The sequence below is a fragment of the Paenibacillus sp. CFBP13512 genome, from assembly GCF_005233705.1.
Lineage (GTDB): Bacteria > Bacillota > Bacilli > Paenibacillales > Paenibacillaceae > Saccharibacillus > Saccharibacillus nuruki.
This window is the reverse complement of the sequence record NZ_QGAD01000003.1, coordinates 1-23698: the sequence shown is the minus strand read 5'-3', so window position 1 is coordinate 23698 and position 23698 is coordinate 1. Positions and strand designations below refer to the sequence as shown.

The following is a 23698-nucleotide window of genomic DNA, read 5'->3' as shown; positions in this document are numbered from 1 at the left end:
AAATGATGATATAAGGCTTACAACTACATATTTTTATCCATATTCAAAGGATATTCGGTCTGTGGTGGTGATTGAAATTGCTGTTCATATAAATAATTATCCAGAGTGCGGTTATTCACAATGTACGTATCTGCAATCATATCATGAATACCTTGCTTATACTTTGTAAATCCAACGATAATATATCCTATGCCTAAAGTGAAATTACATAATATTCTTAAGAAATAACGTGCTACTGCACGTCCGAATCCTATCGGTTGCATAGAACGATTTACTACTTTGATTCTGAGTATCATTTTACCCAAAGTCGCTTGATACTTCGACTTCTCAAATAATCCAAAGTATAACCAGGTTAACAAAACAGATAATAATTGAAAAATAATAGGCAGTAGATCGCCTATAAAGACTTCATTTCTGAATGAATGATCTGTAAGATGGATGATACCCACAATAATGACACTCAAAATAACACTTGAAATTAAATATACAATACTAAGAATAATTGCATCTATACATATAGCTGCAAACCTTTTCCAAAATCCTGCATACAATATAATCGTTTCTCCTCTAGCCCTTTAATTTTTATCTAAATTCGGGTTGATCTTTTTGCAAATAAGAAGACATCTCTGGTTGGTTCCAAGAAGCTGCTTGTTGCTGTTGTTGCATATACATGTATTGTTCCCAATCTTTTTTATTTACAACATAGGTGCTAGCGACCATATCATGTAATGCTTGCTTGTATTGTGTCCAACCTGCCATCATATAACCGATGCATAAGATCATATACGATAAATTTTTAGCCCAAAAGCGTCCTGTTGCTCGACCAAAACGAATCGGTTGGAAATAACGATCTACTACTATGATACCTAGAGCCATTTTACCTGGTGTGGCATGGTATTTCGATTTTTCAAATAAACTAAAATACAACCACGGTACGACTAATTCGGCAATAACATATAAAATGTAAAATACAATCAAAAAAGTAATATCGCCTGTGGTGTATTCATTTTCATTCTTCATCCATGTTCCATTCACAAATCCGATGATCGTAGGAATTCCTAGCAAAATCAATAACACAAATCCGACAATAAATCCATCGATCAACGTCGCTGCTGTTCTTTTCCAAAATCCTGCGTAGCCGTGAGAACTGGTTCCTGCTTCATTCATTTCATCTAACTCCTATTCTGCTATGTATACATTTCTACCAACTTTGTTATTTTATACGATATAGTTGTAAATTACTAGATAATCACATATACAAAAGAAAACCTACTCCACATGTGAATGTAGAAGTAGGTTTTCATATAATTGAAAGTCTTATCTGCTAGATTACAAGTTGTTTAACTATTTTAGATGCACAGGGCGATGAACAGACTCACGCAATGCTTCTACTGTCGTTAATGGCTCATGACAGACAAAATCTTCACAGATATACGCGGTTGCCTGACTTTGTTGCATACCTTTGTCTTGCAAATGAGGAAGCAACTCTCTAATGGCTTCACCTGATGTACCATCTGCATGAATAATTAGAGAAGCAAATGGTAAATAAGCTTTTTGCACTTCAGCGATCATTTCTTGAAAATGGATATCTTCTACTTTCCCTGCAAGTACAATTTCTTGATTCCCCTGCAACAATTGCAATCCCGCAAGTAGTAACATCGAATACCCTGCTGGATATTGCTCAGCCGTGCCTGTAAATGTAGTCACAATTTGTTCGGCATATTGACGCAGTTCTATATCTTGCGTCACCGCAGCTAATTTGGCTAATGTCCATGCCGCAACAGAATTACCCGATGGCATCGCTCCATCATAAATTTCTTTTGTACGAGTAATCAATGCTTCTCCATCTTGACCTGTGAAATAAAATCCACCCTGCTCTTCATCCCAAAATAGAGCAATCAATTGTTCTTTGAGTGTTATCGCTTGTTGTAGATACTTCGCTAATCCAGTCGCTTCATACAATTCTTGTAAGCCCCAGATCAAATAAGCATAATCATCGACATAAGCACTATAAGCGGCTTCCCCATCACGGTAGCGAGCAAGCAGACGACCATCTTCACGACGCATATGTTCCCAAATAAAATCAGCTGCTTTAACTGCTGCTTGTGCATATTCAGGTTTTTGTAAAGTTTGACTTGCTCTAGCGAGAGCCGCAATCATCATGCCGTTCCATGCGGTTAACACTTTATCATCTTTGGAAGGGTGCACGCGTTGCTCACGATAATCAAATAATTTCTGACGGGCTTCTTCTAGATCGGTGCGTAATGCCAGTTCATTGAGATCACGTTGCTCTGCAATTTCTGAGGTAGAAAAAGGAATCAAGTTTGGAATATTTTTACCTTCAAAATTACCTTCAGGCGTTATATCATACACGTTACAATATTTATGCATCTCTTCCAGACCTAATACTTCTTCGATCTCATCGCGAGTAAATACATAAAACTTCCCTTCGACCCCTTCGGAGTCCGCATCTTCAGCACTATAAAAAGCTCCTTCAGGTGAAGTCATATCCCGCAATACATAAGTAAAAATAGATTCTGCGATATGTGCATATTTGGTTTCGCTGGTCAAACGGTATCCATCCAGATAAGCAATCGCTAATAATGAATTATCGTACAACATTTTTTCAAAATGAGGAACTAACCACTTCTCATCGGTCGAATAACGAGAAAAGCCAAATCCGATATGATCATAGATTCCGCCACTATACATATGATCTAATGTTTTGCGCACCATATGTAATGCTTCTGGTTCTTGATACACATGAGAATAGGCACTGAGAAACATCAAATGATGTGGAGTCGGGAACTTGGGTGCTCCGCCAAATCCACCGTATACTTCATCAAATGAACTCTGAAATGTTTTGTATCCACGATGTACAAGTTCTTCACCAAACTGCCCAGACTTCGTAATCTTCGTCTGCTGGCGATTCATACGTTCTACAATATCATCGCCGGATTTAACAATATTTTCACGATCTTCTGTCCATTTATCACGAATCTGAGACAGCATATCCATCATACCGATTCGACCATATTTCGTCTCTTTCGGAAAATACGTGCCCGCATAAAATGGCTTTTGGTCAGGGGTTAGCAATACCGTTAAAGGCCATCCACCTTGCCCGGTTAATGCTTGGCAATACGCCATATATAAATTATCAATATCCGGCCGTTCTTCACGATCGACTTTAATAGAGATATAAGATTCATTAAGCAATTGAGCCACTTCTTCGTTTTCAAAAGATTCTTTTTCCATTACATGGCACCAATGACAGGTAGAATATCCTACACTGAGAAAAATGGGTTTGTTTTCCGATTTAGCTCTGGTAAAAGCTTCTTCTCCCCAAGGGAACCAATTCACAGGGTTATGAGCATGTTGAAGCAAGTAAGGAGATTTTTCGTTTATTAGATTGTTAGATTGAATATTCAATTTTGTGTCCTCCTAAATCAAACTTTTATAATGAATTAACCTGTATAGATGCTATATTAACCAAGGTGATACAATCTTCTTTTTTTGATATTAATTATTACAATAATTCTTGAATGAAAATATGATACTTCTTTTTTACAAACTTTACTTTTAATACTATTAATTATAAAATGTAAATGTATTCCAATTTTGATATTGAGAGGGGAAAAATTATGAAAATCGCAAAATTAATTGCTCTTTCTGCTCTAACTGTTTCACTTTCATTTGTTTCTACTTCTGCTTTTGCATCTACAGTAACCGAATCAAATTCTATTGCATCTTCTGTATCATCATCTCCTAGTTTAGTACCTACTAAACAAGGTGTAAAATATGTTACGAATAATGTAAATGTTTTTAATAATAGTGATTTTTATTATGAAGCAGTTTCAGGTGGAGCATATGCAGGTACAGTTTATTTCCATCATTCTTATCAAAGTGGCTCTTCATGGATCGGAGTCTATTATGGAACAGTAAGCTTAAACTATCAGAATTAATCTTATAAAAAAGGATGTAAAGCTAAATGCTTTACATCCTTTTTTATTCGAATCATATATTAGTCACTTAAATTTAATAATTATTATCTTCTCAAATAATCTTAGCTACTTTTTGCGCTTGAATATCCAGCACCTGAGCGGATGAAGCAATATCTGTAAAAGCTTTCATTGCTGTATTGACTTGCTCTTGCCCTTGTTGCACACTTTGTCGTACATCGTCTGTGCCATTAGAAATCTTCTGCACTTCTAGACTCATTGAATCTACACTTTTTTTCACTTCTATAATGGAGTCTTGTACCATTGAAGACAGTTTACGTACTTCTCTGGCAACCACATTGAATCCTCGTCCAAATTCACCTGCATGTGTAGCCTCTATCGCTGCGTTCAAAGCCAACATATGAGTTTGAGAGGCTATTTTACGGATCGTCTGTACAATCCCTTGAATTTCTAATGCTTGTTCTTGCAAATTAATAAGTGTGGTTGTATTCGTCGTCGATGATTCTACAATGGTGTTCATACTTTTTAGTAGTTCTTGACTGTGCTCAATCCCTGCGGATGAACGAATATTAAGTGCTTGTGCTGTTTTTTGGAGATCATCCACGACACAAGAAAGATCGCTTTGACGCTCGGTAATATCTGTAGCCACTTTGGTAACACCAATAACTTCATTTCTATTTTTATTCCATACCGGCATATAAGTTGCTTCTAGCCAGATTGCATTCCCTTTTGCATCTTTGCGTTCTATTTTATCGTGAAATGTTTCTCCAGATAATAGACTATCCCAGAATTTCTCATACTCTATACTATTCGCAAATTCAGGAAAACATAAATTTTTATGATGCATGCCAATCATTTGATTTGGCGAATATTTAACGACTTCTGCAAAAATAGGATTAACATAAGCAATTTTACGATTCGTCCCAAAACGGATAATAGCCAAATTATCCTGTAGAGTGCGTATAACTAGTTCGTCTGTCACCATTTCAAGCTGACTCATTTCGTTCATGATTTCCCTCCAATGTATGTGTACAAGCGTGATACTTATTATTGTATAAAGTTTTTATTTTATTTCATAGTAAATATTAATCTAATGTGCAAAATTAACCAATTAAGTATTACTTATGTATATCGGATAAAAGTCAAAAATAATAAATTTTGAGAACAAACTAAAGAAGCAACAGAGTTTAACATTGATCTCACTCTTGTTGCTTCTTTAATATGATTTATATTTTCATGTTTATAGAGACTCTTATCCAAGAAGTCCGTATTTCTGAAAACTTAGAAACAGACCATCTTCTTCTACAGTCGCTGTAATATCATCTGCTAACGCTTGAAGCGCAGGCTTGGCATTTCCCATCGCTATCCCGATTGCACAGTACTCTAGCATCTCAGCGTCATTCATTCCATCTCCAATAGCAATCGTGTCTTCACGCGACATACTCAGATGTTCGAGTAAATCTGCTATCGCTAATGCTTTATGTATCCCAGGGATAACTAACTCTCCACTGCCTTCGCCAAATATCGGAACAGTACATTGCATCACTTGGAACTTCCCTTCAAATTCTTGCTTAATCTGTTCAAAAGGAATCGTAGCACTTTCTAGAAAACAGACCTTATTGACATCATCTTTGTACAGATTGGCTTCACCATACGTTAAGCCAGTGATAAAAGGATGAGGTTGAGATTCTTTTTTGGCTCGTGCTACCAGATCATTCTCAATATCGCCATAGATCCGTCGTTCTAAATGGGGCTGAAGATTAGCGCTTGCATACAATGCTGAATTGGATTCCAGATAAAAGTCGATCTGATGAGTATTGAAAAAATCGACCATATGTCGTACATCTTCTGCTGTCACCTTTTTGTGGTACAAAACATCTTCTCCAAACTCCACATAACCTCCACCTGCTCCAATCAGTCCATCAAATCCGATATCCCAGATACTATCGTAAATCTCAGCTTTAGATCGTCCTGTACATAAATAAAGCAAATGTCCGTTGTTACGTGCTTGTTGACAAGCTTGCTGTGCAGAAAGAGGAATATGACCATCATCGTCTACCAGTGTGCCGTCTATATCGATAAAGACTATTTTTTGGCGAGTATTTTCTGTCATGATTTAACCTCCATAATGTATAAAAAAATGTATTGAAAAGTATATTACGAACAAAGTTAATATGCCTTGTAATTCTAGTATTGCTTCTATTTTTCATGTTTTTTCTAAAAACTTTACTTTAAGCTTATTTAGCATATCGGATATTTTGCCTACGTTATAGTGATTTTCCGATCTTTTCGGTAGTATTTGTTGTTTTGGACGTAGTACCTCACCTTGTTAGTATTCTGAATCTAACCTATTTAACATCAATCACAAGCAACAAAAGATGAATTTCTAGCGCATCATAACGTTTAATATAAAAAAGACCGCTCTTTCGATGCAAAGAGTGGTCTTTCTTATTGATATTTTCATATTTTCACAGTATACCTCTAGCATTTCAAAGATAGATTCTAAACTCAGCTAATAACATTCTTCATGTTCTAAAATGAGTTCGGCTTGCTGATCAACTGCATATGACAATCTCTAAGGGTTGAGTAGCATTCTGAAGCCCGTCATTCTTTTGGAATTGAAAAAGTAGCATCGTGTTCTCCTCTTACTTTTTAGCGTCTATAACCTCTTTTATCAATGCCGGCAACTGCTTACCGATCACTTTACGAATCTCTTTGAGATCGAATGAAGCAATCTGCTCGCTTTCTTCTTGAAGAATATCTTCTACAATGCGTGAAGACAGTTGCTTCAAGATTAGTGCCATATCTTGCATACCAAAGTTAGCTTGAAGTGAAACTTCATCGATTAATTTATAGATCAATCTGGTCTATATAATCTACTCATTTTCATAAGATATTGTTCGTATTACTGAAATGCTTTTGCTATACTGAGTACAATCCATGCATTCTATATTTATACACGAAAGGAAAAGATGATGCTACCTCAAGTTGGAGATATCTATTGTGTTTTTTCTCAAAAGCTACAGCAATATGTAGCCTGTCAGGTCACTCATCTTAAAGAAGGATCATCTCCAAAAGAATCTCCACTAGCCGCTATTCTAGAATTAGACTGGACAGGAGATACACTGCCTGATGAAGATACTTTACATACCATGAAGCCGTTAGTGTGCAACTTTTATTTTTGGAGTGATCGATTTGATCATAACTATGTGAGTGCCAATGTGCCTCCGGAATACTCATTTGTAGGGAATATTCCTCCTCTAGTGGATCAAGAAGTAACGAGCTACGCTGGAGGTTGGTATATCGGCAATAGCATCCATAACCAACGTCGCTGGGAACGTATTGATGTGACGAAAAGAAACCTATTCAAATCGGCTTCTCCAGATATCGAAGTAGTCGTAGGGGGTCAGACACTACCTCAAAATACGACAAGAATTAACGATATGATCTTGCAAAAGATAGAAGACTTCTCTGAATTGGACAAGCTTCCTTGTCTGATATCGATTGAGACTGAACAAGGTACACTAGAATTGGCACACTATATCAACCAGAATCCTCTTATTCATGAATTACAATGGAAATCTTCGATAGTGACTGAACTTGATTTGAGGCACAGCCATTTAAATCGTTTGATGCTAGAACCAGATCATCTTATTACTATTTATCTTAATGATGATCTTATACATTTTATGCTCAATAGTGAACCTTCTCCTGATCTGCATATTCATAGTGTGTCTGATGGACGATTTATTGATTTACAATGTTGGAACCATTTTTTCCAGTTTCATGGTCTAGATCATTTAGCCGGACTATCTCTAGTTCGTATACAAGAGATAGATATCAACACTATAGTGGAGCGCTTTCCTTATTTGACCGAACTGCGAGTATCAGGCAAGCCAGGTGTTGTACATCATATACAAAATCTAGCAAAACTACCTCATTTGCAAATTTTGAACACAGATGATCTATTCGGATTCGAAGCAGATGAGTTCCCATCTCCTGAGCAGTTACCCAAGTTATCGGCGTTATGGATGAGCAGTATTCCAGCCAATGTAGCCAAATCGGTCAAAACGAAATACAAAAAAGCTGCTACTCTCGGGCTGGATCTCTGGATCACCAAACCTCGTAAACCAGAATGGCTAGCTGAAAATTTACTTAATCCTTTCCGTGATTGGGATGGACGTGAACATATTTCGGCTGCCAATGCTAAGAAAGCTGCTCAATCTTATAAAAAAATGCTTACTACTACACGTATGATCGATGCATCGATTCAGGCAGATACAGTATATTCGTTATTAGAAAAGATGGTCACTGAATATACAGAAACGTTTAACAAAATGGATCGGCGTAATCACATTATTGAAACAATAGAGCGTGAAGAAATCTACGCTGTGTTAGAAGAACTGTTAACAGAACTGCAACAACAACTAGGTGAGCAAGGTAAATTACTTGTAGATAAAGATGGTTTATACGAACTGTTTGATAAGTTACGGGATTTTTAATCAACCTTTGATTATGATTGCTTATACGTTTTGACATAACCTAATTTGATCCCTTTGGTTACTGCTTCTAATGCTGAACTGACATGCAATTTATCAAAAATATGTTGAATATGATTAGATACCGTACGTTTACTAATAAACAGTGTATCGGCTACTTCTTCTCTTTTGTACCCATCGCTTAACATTTGCAAAATTTTGGTCTCTTGCTCAGTCAGTTGCTCGATCTCTTCTTCTTCATCGGGAAAATATGTACAGCCTGCATGAATATGAAGTAGGATATGTAACAACTGATCAGGAGATACATTTTTGTTGATAAATCCACGTGCTCCTGCTTTTTTCGCTTCATAACGATAGACTGGCAGGTCAAATCCTGTCAAAATCACAATATTCAAATCAGGATACTTTTTCGATACCGATTCAGCTACAATCAATCCATCTTGCTCACTAATATTGCTTAGATTAATATCTACTAATAAAATGTCCGGTTGCTTATCTTCAATCATCGTCATGACATCTGCTACTTCTTGTACCGATCGAAATGTACTCACTTCTGGATAATCTTCAAAAGCGATTTCCAAACTTTTGGCAAATAATATATGGTCATCGATTAATAAAATATTCATACGAATGTTCTCCCTTCATTTGCAAGATAATCTGAATCTTTAATCCATGCGGCTTGCGCATACTAAAATTCATTTCACCTTCTAGCAAGGCAATCTGTTCTTGAATCGAATGCAATCCCCGATGCCCTTGATTATGCTTATACTCAGTAGGATCTAGCCCTACCCCATCATCTTCCACCGTTAACTCAATCTGCTCCAGATGCTGTGTTAATTGGATCCAAATCTGACTTCCATGTGAATGTTTGAACGCATTAGTTGTTAATTCTTTGATCAGACGGTAAAAAATAAAGTGATACGGTTCAACTAAAAACAGATCATCTTTGCAGGTAAACGAAACATTGATCTGTTGATGAGCATACGTTTTTTTTATAATTTGCAGTAGATTCTCGTAGTTTTGCTTGAGTGTTAATGAGCTGAGTAAGGTTGGATGATACTCTTGCATCTGATTGCGAATCGATTTGTTTAGTTCAGTTAACGTTTCTGTGATCATCTGCTGTACTTCTGCTTTATTAGACTTATTCATCATATTTTTGACTGCCAATAAATCTTGTAATATCTCATCATGTAGATAATTAGAAAATTCTTTTTTAAGTTGTTCTTCTTTGGCCACCTGCGCTACTCGACTCACATAAGAATCGTATTGCTTCTGCTCTGTTGCTTGTGTGACTTCTAAAGACTGCTTAATTTGTTTGTACAACAATAGATAGTAAAAAATCAATAACCAGATTAGCGAATGAAAAACGATCATATAAAACAAAGGCCCTGCCCCGAACACTTGACCGATCAAGCCAACACCTATAACAGATACCACAATCATCAGCCATTTGTTCCATGTACTAAGCTGTGTAAGTTGTATAAATCCTTTAACATTATTTTGTACAATACTGTATACCGCATATAAAGGAAAAATAAAAATAAAGTAGAATACGAGATTGGTGAACACATTTTTTGCTTTATCCATAAATAAAATATATGTTCCAAAAGGAATAGCCGTCATCATTAGCGCATACGTTAGACTTTTCGATTGTTTGTTCAGAAAAAATTGTATTCGTTTTTTATTTTTAAATACCGTGACTGCAATTAGAATTCCACTAATCACCCATTGCCAGAAAAACATGATGGAATAGAGTTGCTTATCATAAATCGAAATTAACGTGAATAATGAGATTACTTTTAATATCCAATCGACTTGCCTTTTATGCATATAAGCAGAATTTTGAAAAATAAATCGTAACAAAAAACGTAATAATGTATAGGACACAATTACATTTAAAAAGATCACTATATAATAAAAGAGTGGATCTTTTCCAAACATCAAAAGAATTTGCCAAGAATATAATAATAATAAATTAGCAAATTGATTTAAAATCATACTCCCATTCAAATTTGTCATTTTAATATAAGATAATACATAGATAGCAATTGATATTACAACTAGCGACATCATATTTGAGATACTATTATTCAGATGCTGAATATATTGATAATATAAAAAAATAATGACTACTGTCTGATTAAAAAGGATAAATAATTGTTGTTTTATGTATTTGTCATGCATATAGAATACCTCTCTACACTTTGTCGTTAGCAATTTTATCCCACTTGTATAATATACCATTTATTTGTAAAAAAAAGTAAAGCCGATATCATAAGATATCGGCTCTGTATTCTTTATTATTATTTGGTCACTTAACAACAAACAATAATAGAGTTAGGACAATCATCTGTCAAAGTTGTAATCCATCCATCGCCTGGAGCTACTGCTGCTTGTAATTCTGCTTCTGTGATATCCTCAACAGCCGACAAATCTACAAATAATTCTTTCATATTTAAACACTCCTTAGGATTGTATTGGTGAATCACTTTGAACCATATTGATCTCAAGTGTGTAAGTATGCAGTAAACTGCTATATTCCTTTAAGTTCCTCGCCTGACAACATAAAATTAACAACATACAATAATGGAGTTCGGGCAATCGTCTGTCAAAGTTGTAATCCATCCATCGTCTGGAGCTACTGCTGCTTGTAACTCAGCTTCTGTAATATCTTCCACTGCTGACAAATCTACAAATAATTCTTTCATATAGCACGCCTCCTCCCTGCATCATTTATAGTTATCAATAATTACATACTAAAAATAACAATAATTACATATTTTAGAATGAGTAAAAAGCGCAATCTTATTATTTATTTAAAATAATTTGGTCAGTTTAGATGATTTGCATCAATATAACAAAAAAAGAAACACACAAGTACTGTGTGTTTCTTCTTTAGATCTAATCACTAATTAATATAATTTGTAAAATTATAAGGAAACTATTTGTAACTACGTGCACGGCGCTTTCCATACGATGAAACATATTCTTTAGAATCAGGAGGTTGCGTTATCGTACGTGGTTTAACTGCACGACCCCAGATGACTTTATATGAAGAATACTGAGTGATTAGATAATACACTCCATAGATTACTGTAAATATACCGATTGCTACAATCTCTGGTAACCAGAATGCACTGGCATCTCCAATCAAGTTAGGCATTAATGTCTTGAAGCATTCTAGAGCAAAAATACTATGAAGACTACCCAGAATATATGGAATAATCAGCGTGATAAAAATTTGGTAATTGACGATTTTTTTAATTTTCGATTTACGATAGCCTAACTTTTCTAAGATTCTAAAATCATTAATTTTGGAATACGTATTCGAAATATTAGTAAAGTACAAAATGCTACCTGTCGAAATTAAAAAGATCGTACTCGCAAAAATACTAATTAATAAAGATGAACTGTTCGCTTGTAAAAAGACCGTTCGTTTTCCAATCGCACTTTGAAAATAAACATTGTCTGCAAAAAGTGGACTCAACTGTGCATGAACAACAGCGTCACTACGTAATCCATCACCGTAAATACTCATAATCTGACGTGAAGGTACGCCTGTGGCTTGAATCTGCTGATACAAAGCATCCGGTAATACTAATGTACCTACACTATTTGCGAAAGAGATTGTATTTTCAAGTGTGGTGTACTTAACATCCACATCAATCGGCTTGCTTTGTGGAGGGGTTAATGTATAGACTTTGCCACGTTCATCTACATTATTTTGATTGTATTTGATAAAAATTGCTTGATTGCCGGTTAGATCATTCATATTGGGAGTGTCACCTTGTAATACCAAAGAACGTTGATAATCCGATGCGGAGATCAGATCAAAACCTGCTTTTTCTTTAGCACTATACTCAAACGGCAAATTCTTTGAAGATGATTGCACTTCCAATACGGTAGTCTGCTTGGATTGAATATGATCTGCGTCTGCTTGTTGCTTCACAATAGCCAAAGCCTTTTGCGTCAATACCGCATCTTGCATTGGAAATTCAAAAGCAGCTGGGTTGGTCCGTTCAATCGCTTTAACAGGATAATAAAACGTAATAACCCCAGCTCCCAATAATCCTAATGCTGTAGCAGAGATTAACGTAGAGACAATAAGTGTTCTCGAATTGCTAGTAATCCGCTGTACAAATTGAGGAATCGTAATAATCATGGTATCTCGATAAAAAGAATGTTTAGCGGCTTTTAATTTATTTAACGTATATGGCAAAAAAGAATGGATAGACAGAATCGTTCCGACAACAACCAGTATAAACGTCAACATGGATAACGGTGCAAATCCAATCGTCACCCATAACGAATCGGCTCCTCTTTTGATATCAAGTGCCAGTATATATCCAGCGACAAGAGCAACAAAACCGACAATCGCTTTCCACAATTTAAGTTGAATCGGTTTCTCACGTGTACCTTCCACTTTGACCAGATCCAATAGTGTATGCTGACGAATAAATCGATAATTAGAAAATAACAAAACGATTAGTGCCAGTACAACAAAAGAACTGGTCATCAGTACTGCATCACTGTTAAACCATACAATATTAGACTGATCCAAAGAAACACCAAGCCACTGAATAACGATCTGAATCAATACGATATACACAATACCACCCACTATAATACCAATACCGAGTGCCAGCAAACAAATAAAAATATTTTCTAAAAATAGAATCCAAATGACTTTACGTTTATTAAAACCAAGCAATGCATAAATACTTAATTCTTTCATTCTTCGCTTCATAAAAAAAGTATTCGAATAAGACATATAAAACAACACAAAAGCCATAAGTAGAGGTAATACCACTTTAATCATCGCTTGTAACTTATTATCCCCCATTAAGCGAGACAGAATCAGATCATTACTTCCAAAAGAAATAGAAAAGTAAAAAATCATCAGTACAAAAGCAACTGAACCTAAATATAAAGAGTAAAATGATAGATTTTTTTTCAAATTCTTTTGTACAATACGGAGCAAACTCACTTATAGACCTCCTTTAATCATCTTTTATCCTAATCTTATATACTGGAAAGTGTTCGATTGGATAGAGCAGCAATTTCTTCTAATATCTCTTCAAAAAAAGTTTGACGGCTTTTTTGAGCTTTGTGTAATTGCTTGATCGTCTGACCATCTTTTAAAATAATAATTCGATTAGCATAACTTGCTGAATACGCATCATGAGTGACCATTAAGATCGTGGTGTGTAACTCTTCGTTAATTTCTTTAAGCTTTTCTAATAGTTCTTGAGCAGAGTTAGAATCAAGCGCACCTGTCGGTTCGTCTGCAAATAAAATACTTGGATTTTTGATCATGGCTCTGGCTGCCGCGGCTCTTTGGCGTTGTCCACCTGACAATTCGTTCGGATATTTGTGTAACTGATTTTCAATACCAAAACGTGTGGCTAATGCTTGAATCGACGCTTCAATTTCAGCTGGTTTCTTTTTGAGTAATGTTAAAGGAACTGCTATATTTTCCTGAATCGTTAAACTATCTAATAATAAATATTCTTGAAAAATAAACCCTAAATAATCTTTGCGAAAATCACTTGTCTGATTATCATTCAATCGACTGATCTCTGTCCCATCAATAAAAATTTCTCCATCTGAAATATGATCAATCGTAGACAATACATTTAATAATGTTGTTTTGCCTGAGCCTGAGGAACCCATAATGCCTACAAATTCTCCTTTTTGGACTTCAAGCGATATCTGATTTAGTGCTTTAACATGATCGTAAGATTTGACAATATTTTTGGCGATGAGTACAGCATTATTAGTCATCATCTATTCTCCTTTATGGTTGAAATGAATATCTTTAACTATTTATACTTGGGATTGATGAGGTAATTCCAGTGTCAGTACTGATGGAATATGATAAGGGTCTATAGTACGCAATAGTTGATATCCAATACCTGCTAAGCCAATCATTAGAGTCGGCACTTGAGCAGTCTGCGGAATACCACTATACCATTGATCTGCTTGAGCATTCTTCACCAGATCACCGACAATACGTTGAGCGATATCCAGATGTTCCGATTGACCTAGATGTTGAGCAGATAACAATAGCAGGTCTATATTCCCCATCGATCCATGGCATAGACAATCGCTACCTCCGAATCCTTCTTGAAGTGTTTTCTGAATCGCTCGCTTAATCTCAATACCTGTTTGTTGTTCAGCAATAATATTAAATATTTTGACTCTTGCCATACCAATTCCTGGCGCACCATGACACCAATTCACAGGCTCTGGAAAGTTTTTTTGAATACGATGTTGACGATTGCGTAGATCAAACCAATTATTTTCCTCTATAGAATACAGTCCTCGTTCATAAGCGATGGCTTGATTGGAATAATTTCGGAATGTCTCGATCCGGGTTTCTTCATATAACTCTGCTAATGCCCATGCTATTCCTGCATTGCCATGTGACATACCTGTGAGTACACTTCCATCACCAATCGCATTTTGCCAGCCTATACTATAGTCGTTGACTTGAGTGGCATGCTTGATCAGATGTTCTCCACATTGAATCGCTATCGACAACACTTCATCTTTCAAACAATCCTGATATATTTGCAGTGCTACAAGAAGTGTTCCTGCACAACCTGCCATCAGATCATATTGATCATCTTCCGCTATTTTTGTCCCACAATGTAAAATATGCTGTATCCCTTGATCTTTAAGCTCTTGACGCTCTAACAACATCCCCAGATAGTAATAGCTATACGCATAGCTCGCTTCCCCGGTAAAAGCAGATAACGATTGTGGTTTGTTGTACAACATCGTATCTAGATTGACAGCTACAAGAATTTTTTCTACTACATCCAGATAACGTGCTTGTTCGGTCACTTGATACATCATAGCGAAAAAGATGGCATTTCCAAGTAATCCTTCATATAAAGAATTATCTAACGGATTGATAATCCACTGTTCATCATTGCCGATCGTTACATTTTGCCAGCTAATATCGTCAAAATCGGTGGTAGTGGTACTAAGAGCAATCAGTTCATCTGCAATTCGGGTTGCTTCTTTAATAAAATAATACGCTGGTTTCCGTTCCAAATGATCTGTCTCACGATAATCTTTTTTGTATTGTTTGAGATCCCACTTTTTGATCGGCGTTGCTAATGCAGTCTTGATCATCTGTACTTGAAATGATTGATCTGCATGCTGTTCATCCATATTTTCTATACGTAGTATGACTCGATCTAACAATGTTTCTTGATGGAAATATTCGTATTCCAGATCACGACTATCATAGATCGATGTATGATCAACATAGGAGTAAAAGTACGGAATATCCATATGCAGCAAATCATAAATTTCAGCAGGAATAATAGGTAATAAACGGTGATTCCGACTAGAAATCGCCCACATCCGATCAAATAAACGATTGCGATATAAAGCATCTATCAAATAATTAGGATTGGTAGATGCATTTAATAATGTACTGTAATCACTGGTATTACGAACAATCGTACGGACTTTATCTTTGGCAAAGTTTCGGATGAGTCCATGCTGTCCTATAAAATCAAGCTTATTCTGACAGATGATCTGATAGGCTTGTTCAAATCCTTTCACAATTGAAGTCACGTATTGTCTTGGATCTACTCTTACTCCATGGAGCAAAGGAATATTCTTTTTGTGCGTAGTGGTATAACGGGTACGAACCAACTTGATCTGATCCGTATAATTATGTTCAAATGCAAATTTTCCTTTAGCAATCGTTTTTTCACCTGTACCGGTAAGACCGCTAATATCCAGATTCGACTGTTTATCCAACTTGGCTGGAAATAAGCAAGTACGAATAACTGAATCTTTAATAGCATAGAGCACTTTTTTGTAAGCAGTCTCTTCCTGTAAATCTTGACTATCATATCCTTGAAATAAAGATTCCAAATCTACAAAATATGGATTATTGCCTGACATAATTACATTTTCTGCATGCATATCACTTCCCATAAGCACATGTAATAAACAGAGATAAGCACCTACTTTGTAATATAATTCTTCAATCTCCGCTTCTGATGTACTACTCACTTGTTCGATATAAGCTTGCCATCCATAATCTTCATAAGCGATTACAGGCAATGGCTTGATTGGATACTCTAGTCCATGATTATTCATATACTCAATGATCTGATTCACATGGTTATTCACTTGTAATGGCTTTGGTTTATAGACCACTTTGCCATGTTCAAATGCACAGATCAACACTGTTTTCTTGCCACAATGACTGTCTCCTTTATTCATTTCTATGCCTGTTAAAGCGCCCAATAATCCAAACTCGGCTTGAATCTGATTAAAATCAGACATTAAATGATCTACAGCTTCAAGTAAGAAATTCTTCTGCTGCATACTTTCTTCTATAATCATGCGAAACATAGTCGGATACTCATATACCAGCTGTGTAAAGTACTGACGTTGTTGTAATTGCGTACAAAAATCTTGATATCTTGCTTCAGGAGTATCCCCCTTTAGTAATGAATGCTTGCTCAGCTTATTAATTTCTACAGTTAAGACTTTTACTGATAATTTAAGTACTGTCTGTAAGGTGGCTTCCAAAATAACCGATTGAATCGCTTGTTGATCTACTTTGGGTGTCTGGGGCAGATCCATATCAATCATCTGTTGCATCCAGTATAAAAAAGGATATGTAAAACATAAGTAAGGATGTTCGGTAGGAATATGTCCTTTGACCGCATATAATATACTCTCATTTGCATTAAAATCACTCATTAATTGCTGTAGATCATCGATCCACTCCTGTTGATCTTCTAATACAATGTCTGGAGCTAACGGATGGGTTAACGAATTGAATTCTTGTTCGGATTTGCTATAGCTTTCCAAAAACGCATGTCTATACTGGACAGGTAACTGAATATACTCTGTCCATTGTTCTAAGGCTTCATTGGTTATAGATGCGGTAGATACAGGTTCAGTGATCATTCGCTCTTGCAGATAAGTGGCTGTTTTTAATTTGCAGATATCTAATAAGGTCATTGGTACTCGTCCCCTTTATGTTAGATGATAACTATTTCTTTCTGAAGTTATTATAATCATGATCAGGTAACTTGGATTGAGTATTGCACGCACACTTGCGAATCCTACACTGCATCTTCAAAAAGAACGCACAAAAAAGACTTTCCATCAACATCAGGAAAGTCTCTACATCGTTATCATTCGTTTCATCTCATACTGAAATGCCAAGATTAGCAAACTCTGCTCGCAATTCTCGCTTTAACTTCGCTTTTTCACTTTCTTCTAGAAAAGCAGCATGCGCTCCATTCATAGCGATCTTACCTAATTCGGAAGCTGTAAATCCAAAGCGTTCAGCTAGAATACTGTATTCTTTGGTCATACTTGTACCGGATACACCAGGGTTATCTGTATTCACCGTAATCATCAATCCACGTTCAAAATAATCACGAATCGGGTAACTTTCCCAGTTAGAGACGGCTTTGGTCTGAATATTACTCACCGGGCACATTTCAAGCGGAATCTGACGATCAATCATCATATCCATAATTGCCGGTGCTTCTTGTAGACGTACTCCATGACCGATTCGAGTCGCTCCCAGATTGGATACCGCTTCATAAATATTAGCTGCTCCAGCGGCTTCCCCTGCATGAATCGTAACCGGAATATCTCTACGATGAGAAGCGGCAAAAATATCACGGAATAATTCAGGTGGATATGAAGCTTCATCACCAGCCAAATCGACAGCAACGAGACCTTTGCCTATATATTTGGAAGCAGCATGAATCACTTCAATATTTTGTTGATAACTGTGATTACGCATGCAGATCGCGATCCCCCGTGCTCTTACACCGAACTGTTGTTCACCACGCTTAAGACCTGCAAGTACATAATGGATCACTTCTTCAGTATATAGTCCACGTTCACGATGCAATTGAGGAGCAAACCGAATCTCGATATATTTACAACGATGTCCCATCGCTTTCTCAACAATTTCAAAAGCGACTCGCTCTAACGCTATAGCTGTTTGCAAAAATTGAGTTGTAAAATGAAATTTGCTCAAGTAATCTTGCAGACTACTACAATGTTCATTGACCTGCATATGAGAAAGTAACGCATGCTTATCTGTTGTTGGCAGTTCAACACCATGACTTTCTGCCAGATCCAGTACAGTCTGCGGACGCAAGCTTCCATCCAGATGAACATGTAAATCTATTTTGGGTAGAGAAGACACATCAAGACCGTTGAGATGATTGCTCATTATTATATCCTCCTCTATATGTTTAAATAATTAAAAATACGTCATTTAAATGTTCATTAATATAACATATAAATGAAATAAAGTATACTTTTAATTATTTAATGTTATATTAAATGACATATAAGAAGAGGTATAACTTTATATTTCATTTGCGATGGGAAAAAGATGACTTAATCTAAATCATCATCTTCGTCTATGTATTCATCTTCTTCAGGTTCGCCCAGTTCTAGACCTTCATTCACCCAACGAATAAAATGATCGGTGACATGCATACCATCATCAGGGCTCATACTCCCACCATCCACAATCCATACATCTTTGGCTCCTGCTTCAGCAAGCATAATTAATACTTTACCTCCACTATCGTCGCCTACAGCTACATACCCTTCTGCATACAGTTCTGTCTCCCATGTCTGATTACGTTCAGCAATTTGTTCTGCTCCATAGATCAGTACACCTTCATCGGTATATAAACCATCACTTTTTTTCCATAGTTGTTTTAACGCTTTGGGAAATGTAGTGTTCATCCATTTCTCTGCATCACGGATCGTACTATTTTCAGCCGGTGGATAAAATTCACAAGATCCTAATTGAGACAATTCTAATTCCATAGTCAACACTCCTTATTTGGATAACGGATATAAGCGATATCTTCTATTATAGTATAACTATACAGACCCTTGCATCTAATCATCAGCATAAGTCATGATCTACATACCGTATTTGCTATATTTATAAGTACAATGGTATCTAATACAAGATGATTAGCTTCATTAATTACTTCAGAAACTATAGGTAAAAATACTATACCTGCCACTGGTGTCATGTTATGGTTCTAACCCTTTGTTATACAGTAATATATCTGTTCTAGTAACGACCTGCGAGGTTAAAGCAATGTCTGTTATACTGTTTGCATTAGGAAATCTATTGCATACTATTTCCGATATAATAATGAAACATTGAATAAAGAGAGGGTTACACTTATGTCCAAAAAAATACTAATCGCAGATGATGAAGAAAGTATCCGTAACTCGATTGCTTATGCTTTGAAAAGAGAACATTTTATCGTAGAAACAGCTATAGATGGTGAAGATGCACTTGTCAAAACAAACATTTTCAAGCCTGATGTTATTGTACTTGATGTAATGATGCCTAAGCTTGATGGATATGGCGTCTGTCGTGAGCTGAATAATCGTAAAGGTATTGGTATTCTCTTACTTACTGCCAAGTCCGATATTATTGACAAAATATTAGGTCTAGAAATGGGTGCAGATGATTATCTTTCTAAGCCTTTCGATATTCGTGAATTAATTGCCCGAATCAAAGCATTAGCACGACGTATGGAACGAGAAAGCACACCTTCGGCTAACGATGCCCCTTCAATATTAGGAGCAGTTGAAGTGTACACCAGTAGTCGTAAAGTGTTAGTTGATCAGCAGCCAATAGAACTTACACCGAAAGAGTTCGACTTGCTTGCTCTACTTATTGCGCATCCCAATCGTGTCTATACACGCGAAGAACTGCTAGAACTGGTATGGGGAATGGATTACTTGGGAGAAACACGAACAATCGATATTCATATTCAGCGATTACGTAAAAAAATAGAGCCACACCAAGCCTTACTGCAAACCGTCTATGGTATAGGCTACAAAGCGGAACATTTATCGTGAAGCGCTCTGCATCTAAAAATGCTCAACCAACTACACGTTCACATCTATTTCAATCACGCGGATGGAGTTTACGTTGGAAATTTCCATTACTTTTAGCGGTTTTGCTTTTATTTACGGTAGGTGTATTAAGTACGCTAATACTGATCGGGATTCAATCGAATCAGAAGAACCAAATTGAAAACACACTCAAACGTCAAAGTGAAATTGTAGGGCTTACAATACGGCAAGAATATCTAGCTAGCAATCCTTCCGATCCCAAGTTATTTATGAAATTACGAGCGACAGAACTTGCAGGTCATCTGGGAATATCAAGTAATATGCGGATTGTGTTATACGATGCTAAAGGACAATTAGTCGGTGATTCCTTACCTCTTGCTCCTCAAGCCCCTGTAGAGCAGGCACTTACGTATGCTTTAAAAGGTCAAATCGCTTATATTACAGCAGGTTCTTCAGTGATTTACTTGTCTCCCATTCAAGGGCCGAACGGTTTACTTGGAGTGGCACAACTTCACCTTTCAATCGCAGAACAGCAAGCCTTTTATAAAGATATTGTACATTTATTGCTCTGGATAGGATTGTCTGTGTTGATGATCAGCTTTATCGTCGGATGGTTGTATATTCGCAAGCAGACTACAGATATTGAGCGACTGACTCAGGAGACTATTTCGATAGCTCAAGGTCAATATCCTGTTGCTCAGACAACTCTTTTTACTCGTGAAGACGAATTAGGGCAACTTGGCGAAGGTATTGTACAGATGGGACATATGATTGCTCAAAGTATGAACGATTTGGAAAATGAAAAACAACAGCTGGAACAAGCTGTTACCAAATTAACAGCACTGGAACAATTGCAAAAAGCGTTTATCGGGAATATCAGTCATGAATTGAAAACACCTGTCACCTCTATTCAAGCGTATGCCGATTTGTTGCATATGTATGGGGATGATCCTTCATTAGTGCAAGAAGCGAGCGAAAGTATTGCCAAAGAAACCAAACGTCTGATTGAATTGATTGAAGATTCGATACGTTTATCGTTGCTTGAGAAATATGATTTTGAATTGCAATTGCATACGGTACAGTTAGATGAACTACTTCAAGATGTAGCAGAACGTACACGTGGTAAAGCATCCACTTCAGGTATTGATCTACAAGTGCAGACGGTGTCGGTGAACATGATTACCGATCCCAAGCATCTTATGCATATTTTATTGAATTTGTTAGATAATGCGGTGAAATATAATGATCGGAAGCATGGTTGGATTCAGCTATCAAATACGCTAGATGATCACAAAACGATCATTCGTATTGCCAACTCAGGAGCTATCATTCCCGAAGATCAATGGGACAATGTATTCGAACCGTATGCTACATTAAGCAGTGACCGTGCACGTACAGGTAGTGGAACAGGTCTAGGTCTTCCTCTTGCCCGCCGCCTAGCAGAACGTTTGCAAGGTCAATTGTATATTAAGCAATCGAATCCATCAGGAACTGTATTTATATTGGAACTTCCTTTGTAATGCACGATTACAAGCTATTATTTACAACTTGGATACAATTCGATATATTTACGAAACGTCTGCACCTTATAGTAAAGACATCGATCATATAAGGGAGATGTTCTTTTGTGAAAAAAATAAAGATATTCTATCGTCGAGATTCTATGTACTTGCTGATTAGTAGTATCCTATTCATGATGTTACTTAGTGCATGTAGTCCGTTAACCCATACAGGCGGACTTCGCTCATCAGAACCACAACTTACCGTGTTACCGCTGGATACATCTACGCAAAAAAAAGCCGACGAAGTGCTTCTTTCCACAGTAGATCCATTGAAAAATCGGTATGCACGTACATGGTTATCCGATACCGAACTGATTATTAACAAAAAAGATCGGCTGTATATTTATAATATAACAACAGCTAAAGAGAAATTATTTACACCTGATCGCACATCACCTCAATATCTTGCACTAACTTCTCAAGATGGTCAGCATGTATTTTTCACAGAAGGTGTAGATGGTGATCCGTATGAGATTCAAGGCTATATTTGGGAAGTATCTACAGGCAAAGTCACATCTATCGGTAGACTGGATATTACCAACACCGTCAGCTGGGCAGACAATGAACACTTAATTACAGATCAAATCGGTGGCGGTATACGCTTAATCGATCTAAACGGTCACTCTTCCGATGTTGTTCTACCCTATTCTATGCAACCACAGGATAGAATCGACAATGTAAAGAAGGTCGGTAAAGTGATTTACTTTTTAGGTTCAGATACTCATGTCTATCGGCTGGTACAATACGCTAATCAATCAGAACCTACTATGACTGCGATTGCTAGCAATGTGAGAACCTTTACTGTATCTCCAGATGGCAAACGTATAGCAATCGAACAACGCCTATGGAATACAACTGAACCTGCTAAGCTGATCATTATTGATCCGCAAGGTGATGTGAAAGGGACATTAGCGCAAGGAAGCTTAATCAGTCATAGTGTATGGTCCGCAGATAGCCGTATGCTTGCTTTTGCAATCAATCAGGTGAATCAACAAGGGATGAACGGGTTGTATATTTTCGATCAAGTTACTGGTAAAACAACCCCTGTTTTCTCTAAAATCCAAGATTCCAACGCTTCGATCCAATGGAACCCATCAGGTAAAAGTTTGTCTATGTATGATGAGAGCAACGGAATCATGACGTATATTATAGGAATAGAAAAATAAGCTAAAGCCAACATGATCGTGATCGATGTGTGGCTTTAGCTTATTTTTATGATTTATTGTATATGATTTGATTCACAATATGAGATATACATGCCTCAGAGTTTACTTTATCTTCTCAAATGAGTTCTTGTACCCGTCAGAATATCCACTTGTGAACTATTACCCTTTTACTCCACTGTCATCTGGACAAAATAATTGATACTCTCCATTCAATTGCTTAATTAACAAATTATGATCTGATGTCTCGAATACTTTTGTACCTTTATCTACAGCGTTAGACATCAGGTGTGCTGATGGATAAACCTCTGCATCGACTCGTTGTACAATTTCACCGACTGACTGAATATTTGTATACTGCTTGATATCTACAGATTGTCCACCTAAATATTGTTGATTATTATAATTAATAATAGCTGCATAAGAATTGGTTTGATCTAAATGAGCACTACATCCTATTAAAAACAATGAATACACTAGTATGCAACAAGTTATGATGAATAGTCTCATGCTTCACCTCTTTTGTTCTGAATAGATAACATTTTCTAATAAATATTTATTTTATTCCCAGCAATTTTTTGTGTTTATATTTATATATTAAATAGATA

At 36.5% G+C, this 23698-nt stretch carries 21 protein-coding genes; 5 read left to right on the top strand and 16 right to left on the bottom strand.

What is annotated here, in order from left to right:
* Positions 1 to 23: 23 nt before the first annotated feature.
* The 3 genes from PaeCFBP13512_RS04570 to PaeCFBP13512_RS04560 all read right to left on the bottom strand — a co-directional run bounded on the left by PaeCFBP13512_RS04570 (position 24) and on the right by PaeCFBP13512_RS04560 (position 3429).
* On the bottom strand, positions 24 to 551 hold the full coding sequence (locus PaeCFBP13512_RS04570; protein ID WP_161594209.1) for an RDD family protein: 528 nt from the start codon (positions 549 to 551) through the stop codon (positions 24 to 26).
* 31 nt (positions 552 to 582) lie between these two features.
* Positions 583 to 1167, bottom strand: a complete 585-nt coding sequence (locus PaeCFBP13512_RS04565; protein WP_137221497.1) for an RDD family protein — start codon at positions 1165 to 1167, stop codon at positions 583 to 585.
* 177 nt (positions 1168 to 1344) lie between these two features.
* Positions 1345 to 3429 carry a thioredoxin domain-containing protein gene (locus PaeCFBP13512_RS04560; protein ID WP_137221495.1) on the bottom strand — a complete coding sequence of 695 codons (2085 nt, stop codon included), beginning with the start codon at positions 3427 to 3429 and terminating at the stop codon, positions 1345 to 1347.
* Between the two features lie 212 nt (positions 3430 to 3641).
* Here PaeCFBP13512_RS04560 and PaeCFBP13512_RS04555 point away from each other — a divergent pair, with 212 nt between their 5' ends.
* Complete coding sequence (locus tag PaeCFBP13512_RS04555) at positions 3642 to 3962, top strand: hypothetical protein (protein ID WP_137221493.1); 321 nt, start codon at positions 3642 to 3644, stop codon at positions 3960 to 3962.
* 91 nt (positions 3963 to 4053) lie between these two features.
* On the opposite strand, the gene PaeCFBP13512_RS04550 is transcribed toward PaeCFBP13512_RS04555, so the two are convergent.
* The 3 genes from PaeCFBP13512_RS04550 to PaeCFBP13512_RS04540 all read right to left on the bottom strand — a co-directional run bounded on the left by PaeCFBP13512_RS04550 (position 4054) and on the right by PaeCFBP13512_RS04540 (position 6820).
* Positions 4054 to 4968: a methyl-accepting chemotaxis protein gene (locus PaeCFBP13512_RS04550; RefSeq protein WP_083243495.1), complete on the bottom strand. Its 915-nt coding sequence runs from the start codon at positions 4966 to 4968 to the stop codon at positions 4054 to 4056.
* A 243-nt stretch (positions 4969 to 5211) separates the two neighbouring features.
* Positions 5212 to 6072, bottom strand: coding sequence for a Cof-type HAD-IIB family hydrolase (locus PaeCFBP13512_RS04545; RefSeq protein ID WP_069327808.1), 861 nt, complete (start codon positions 6070 to 6072; stop codon positions 5212 to 5214).
* Between the two features lie 532 nt (positions 6073 to 6604).
* Positions 6605 to 6820: a hypothetical protein gene (locus PaeCFBP13512_RS04540; protein ID WP_137221491.1), complete on the bottom strand. Its 216-nt coding sequence runs from the start codon at positions 6818 to 6820 to the stop codon at positions 6605 to 6607.
* A gap of 114 nt (positions 6821 to 6934) precedes the next feature.
* On the opposite strand from PaeCFBP13512_RS04540, the gene PaeCFBP13512_RS04535 reads away from it, so the two are divergent.
* The gene (locus PaeCFBP13512_RS04535) at positions 6935 to 8461 is read left to right on the top strand and encodes a hypothetical protein (RefSeq protein WP_137221489.1); all 1527 of its coding nucleotides are present in this window, start codon (positions 6935 to 6937) and stop codon (positions 8459 to 8461) included.
* Between the two features lie 11 nt (positions 8462 to 8472).
* Here PaeCFBP13512_RS04535 and PaeCFBP13512_RS04530 read toward each other — a convergent pair whose 3' ends face one another.
* From PaeCFBP13512_RS04530 to PaeCFBP13512_RS04490, 9 genes are all read right to left on the bottom strand, one after another.
* The gene (locus tag PaeCFBP13512_RS04530) at positions 8473 to 9084 is read right to left on the bottom strand and encodes a response regulator transcription factor (protein ID WP_137221487.1); all 612 of its coding nucleotides are present in this window, start codon (positions 9082 to 9084) and stop codon (positions 8473 to 8475) included.
* Complete coding sequence (locus PaeCFBP13512_RS04525) at positions 9062 to 10288, bottom strand: sensor histidine kinase (RefSeq protein ID WP_161594208.1); 1227 nt, start codon at positions 10286 to 10288, stop codon at positions 9062 to 9064. The genes PaeCFBP13512_RS04530 and PaeCFBP13512_RS04525 overlap by 23 nt, the downstream gene beginning before the upstream one ends.
* 485 nt (positions 10289 to 10773) lie before the next feature.
* On the bottom strand, positions 10774 to 10911 hold the full coding sequence (locus PaeCFBP13512_RS04520) for a type A2 lanthipeptide (RefSeq protein WP_083243493.1): 138 nt from the start codon (positions 10909 to 10911) through the stop codon (positions 10774 to 10776).
* Between the two features lie 117 nt (positions 10912 to 11028).
* Positions 11029 to 11166, bottom strand: a complete 138-nt coding sequence (locus PaeCFBP13512_RS04515) for a type A2 lanthipeptide (protein WP_137221483.1) — start codon at positions 11164 to 11166, stop codon at positions 11029 to 11031.
* Positions 11167 to 11399: 233 nt separating this feature from the next.
* The gene (locus PaeCFBP13512_RS04510) at positions 11400 to 13445 is read right to left on the bottom strand and encodes an FtsX-like permease family protein (RefSeq protein ID WP_137221482.1); all 2046 of its coding nucleotides are present in this window, start codon (positions 13443 to 13445) and stop codon (positions 11400 to 11402) included.
* A gap of 35 nt (positions 13446 to 13480) precedes the next feature.
* Complete coding sequence (locus PaeCFBP13512_RS04505; protein ID WP_241669282.1) at positions 13481 to 14242, bottom strand: ABC transporter ATP-binding protein; 762 nt, start codon at positions 14240 to 14242, stop codon at positions 13481 to 13483.
* A 42-nt stretch (positions 14243 to 14284) separates the two neighbouring features.
* Complete coding sequence (locus PaeCFBP13512_RS04500; RefSeq protein WP_137221480.1) at positions 14285 to 17461, bottom strand: type 2 lanthipeptide synthetase LanM family protein; 3177 nt, start codon at positions 17459 to 17461, stop codon at positions 14285 to 14287.
* Between the two features lie 190 nt (positions 17462 to 17651).
* Positions 17652 to 18698, bottom strand: coding sequence for an adenosine deaminase (add, locus tag PaeCFBP13512_RS04495; RefSeq protein WP_069327800.1), 1047 nt, complete (start codon positions 18696 to 18698; stop codon positions 17652 to 17654).
* 170 nt (positions 18699 to 18868) lie between these two features.
* A complete protein-coding gene (locus PaeCFBP13512_RS04490) occupies positions 18869 to 19309 on the bottom strand; it encodes an SMI1/KNR4 family protein (RefSeq protein WP_069327799.1) in 441 nt (146 codons plus the stop codon).
* Positions 19310 to 19681: 372 nt separating this feature from the next.
* On the opposite strand from PaeCFBP13512_RS04490, the gene PaeCFBP13512_RS04485 reads away from it, so the two are divergent.
* From PaeCFBP13512_RS04485 to PaeCFBP13512_RS04475, 3 genes are all read left to right on the top strand, one after another.
* The gene (locus PaeCFBP13512_RS04485; RefSeq protein WP_137221478.1) at positions 19682 to 20368 is read left to right on the top strand and encodes a response regulator transcription factor; all 687 of its coding nucleotides are present in this window, start codon (positions 19682 to 19684) and stop codon (positions 20366 to 20368) included.
* Positions 20365 to 21885 carry a sensor histidine kinase gene (locus tag PaeCFBP13512_RS04480; RefSeq protein ID WP_241669281.1) on the top strand — a complete coding sequence of 507 codons (1521 nt, stop codon included), beginning with the start codon at positions 20365 to 20367 and terminating at the stop codon, positions 21883 to 21885. The genes PaeCFBP13512_RS04485 and PaeCFBP13512_RS04480 overlap by 4 nt, the downstream gene beginning before the upstream one ends.
* Before the next feature lie 176 nt (positions 21886 to 22061).
* Positions 22062 to 23093: a PD40 domain-containing protein gene (locus tag PaeCFBP13512_RS04475; RefSeq protein WP_161594207.1), complete on the top strand. Its 1032-nt coding sequence runs from the start codon at positions 22062 to 22064 to the stop codon at positions 23091 to 23093.
* 159 nt (positions 23094 to 23252) lie between these two features.
* Here PaeCFBP13512_RS04475 and PaeCFBP13512_RS04470 read toward each other — a convergent pair whose 3' ends face one another.
* Complete coding sequence (locus PaeCFBP13512_RS04470; RefSeq protein WP_137221471.1) at positions 23253 to 23567, bottom strand: hypothetical protein; 315 nt, start codon at positions 23565 to 23567, stop codon at positions 23253 to 23255.
* Positions 23568 to 23698 lie beyond the last annotated feature (131 nt).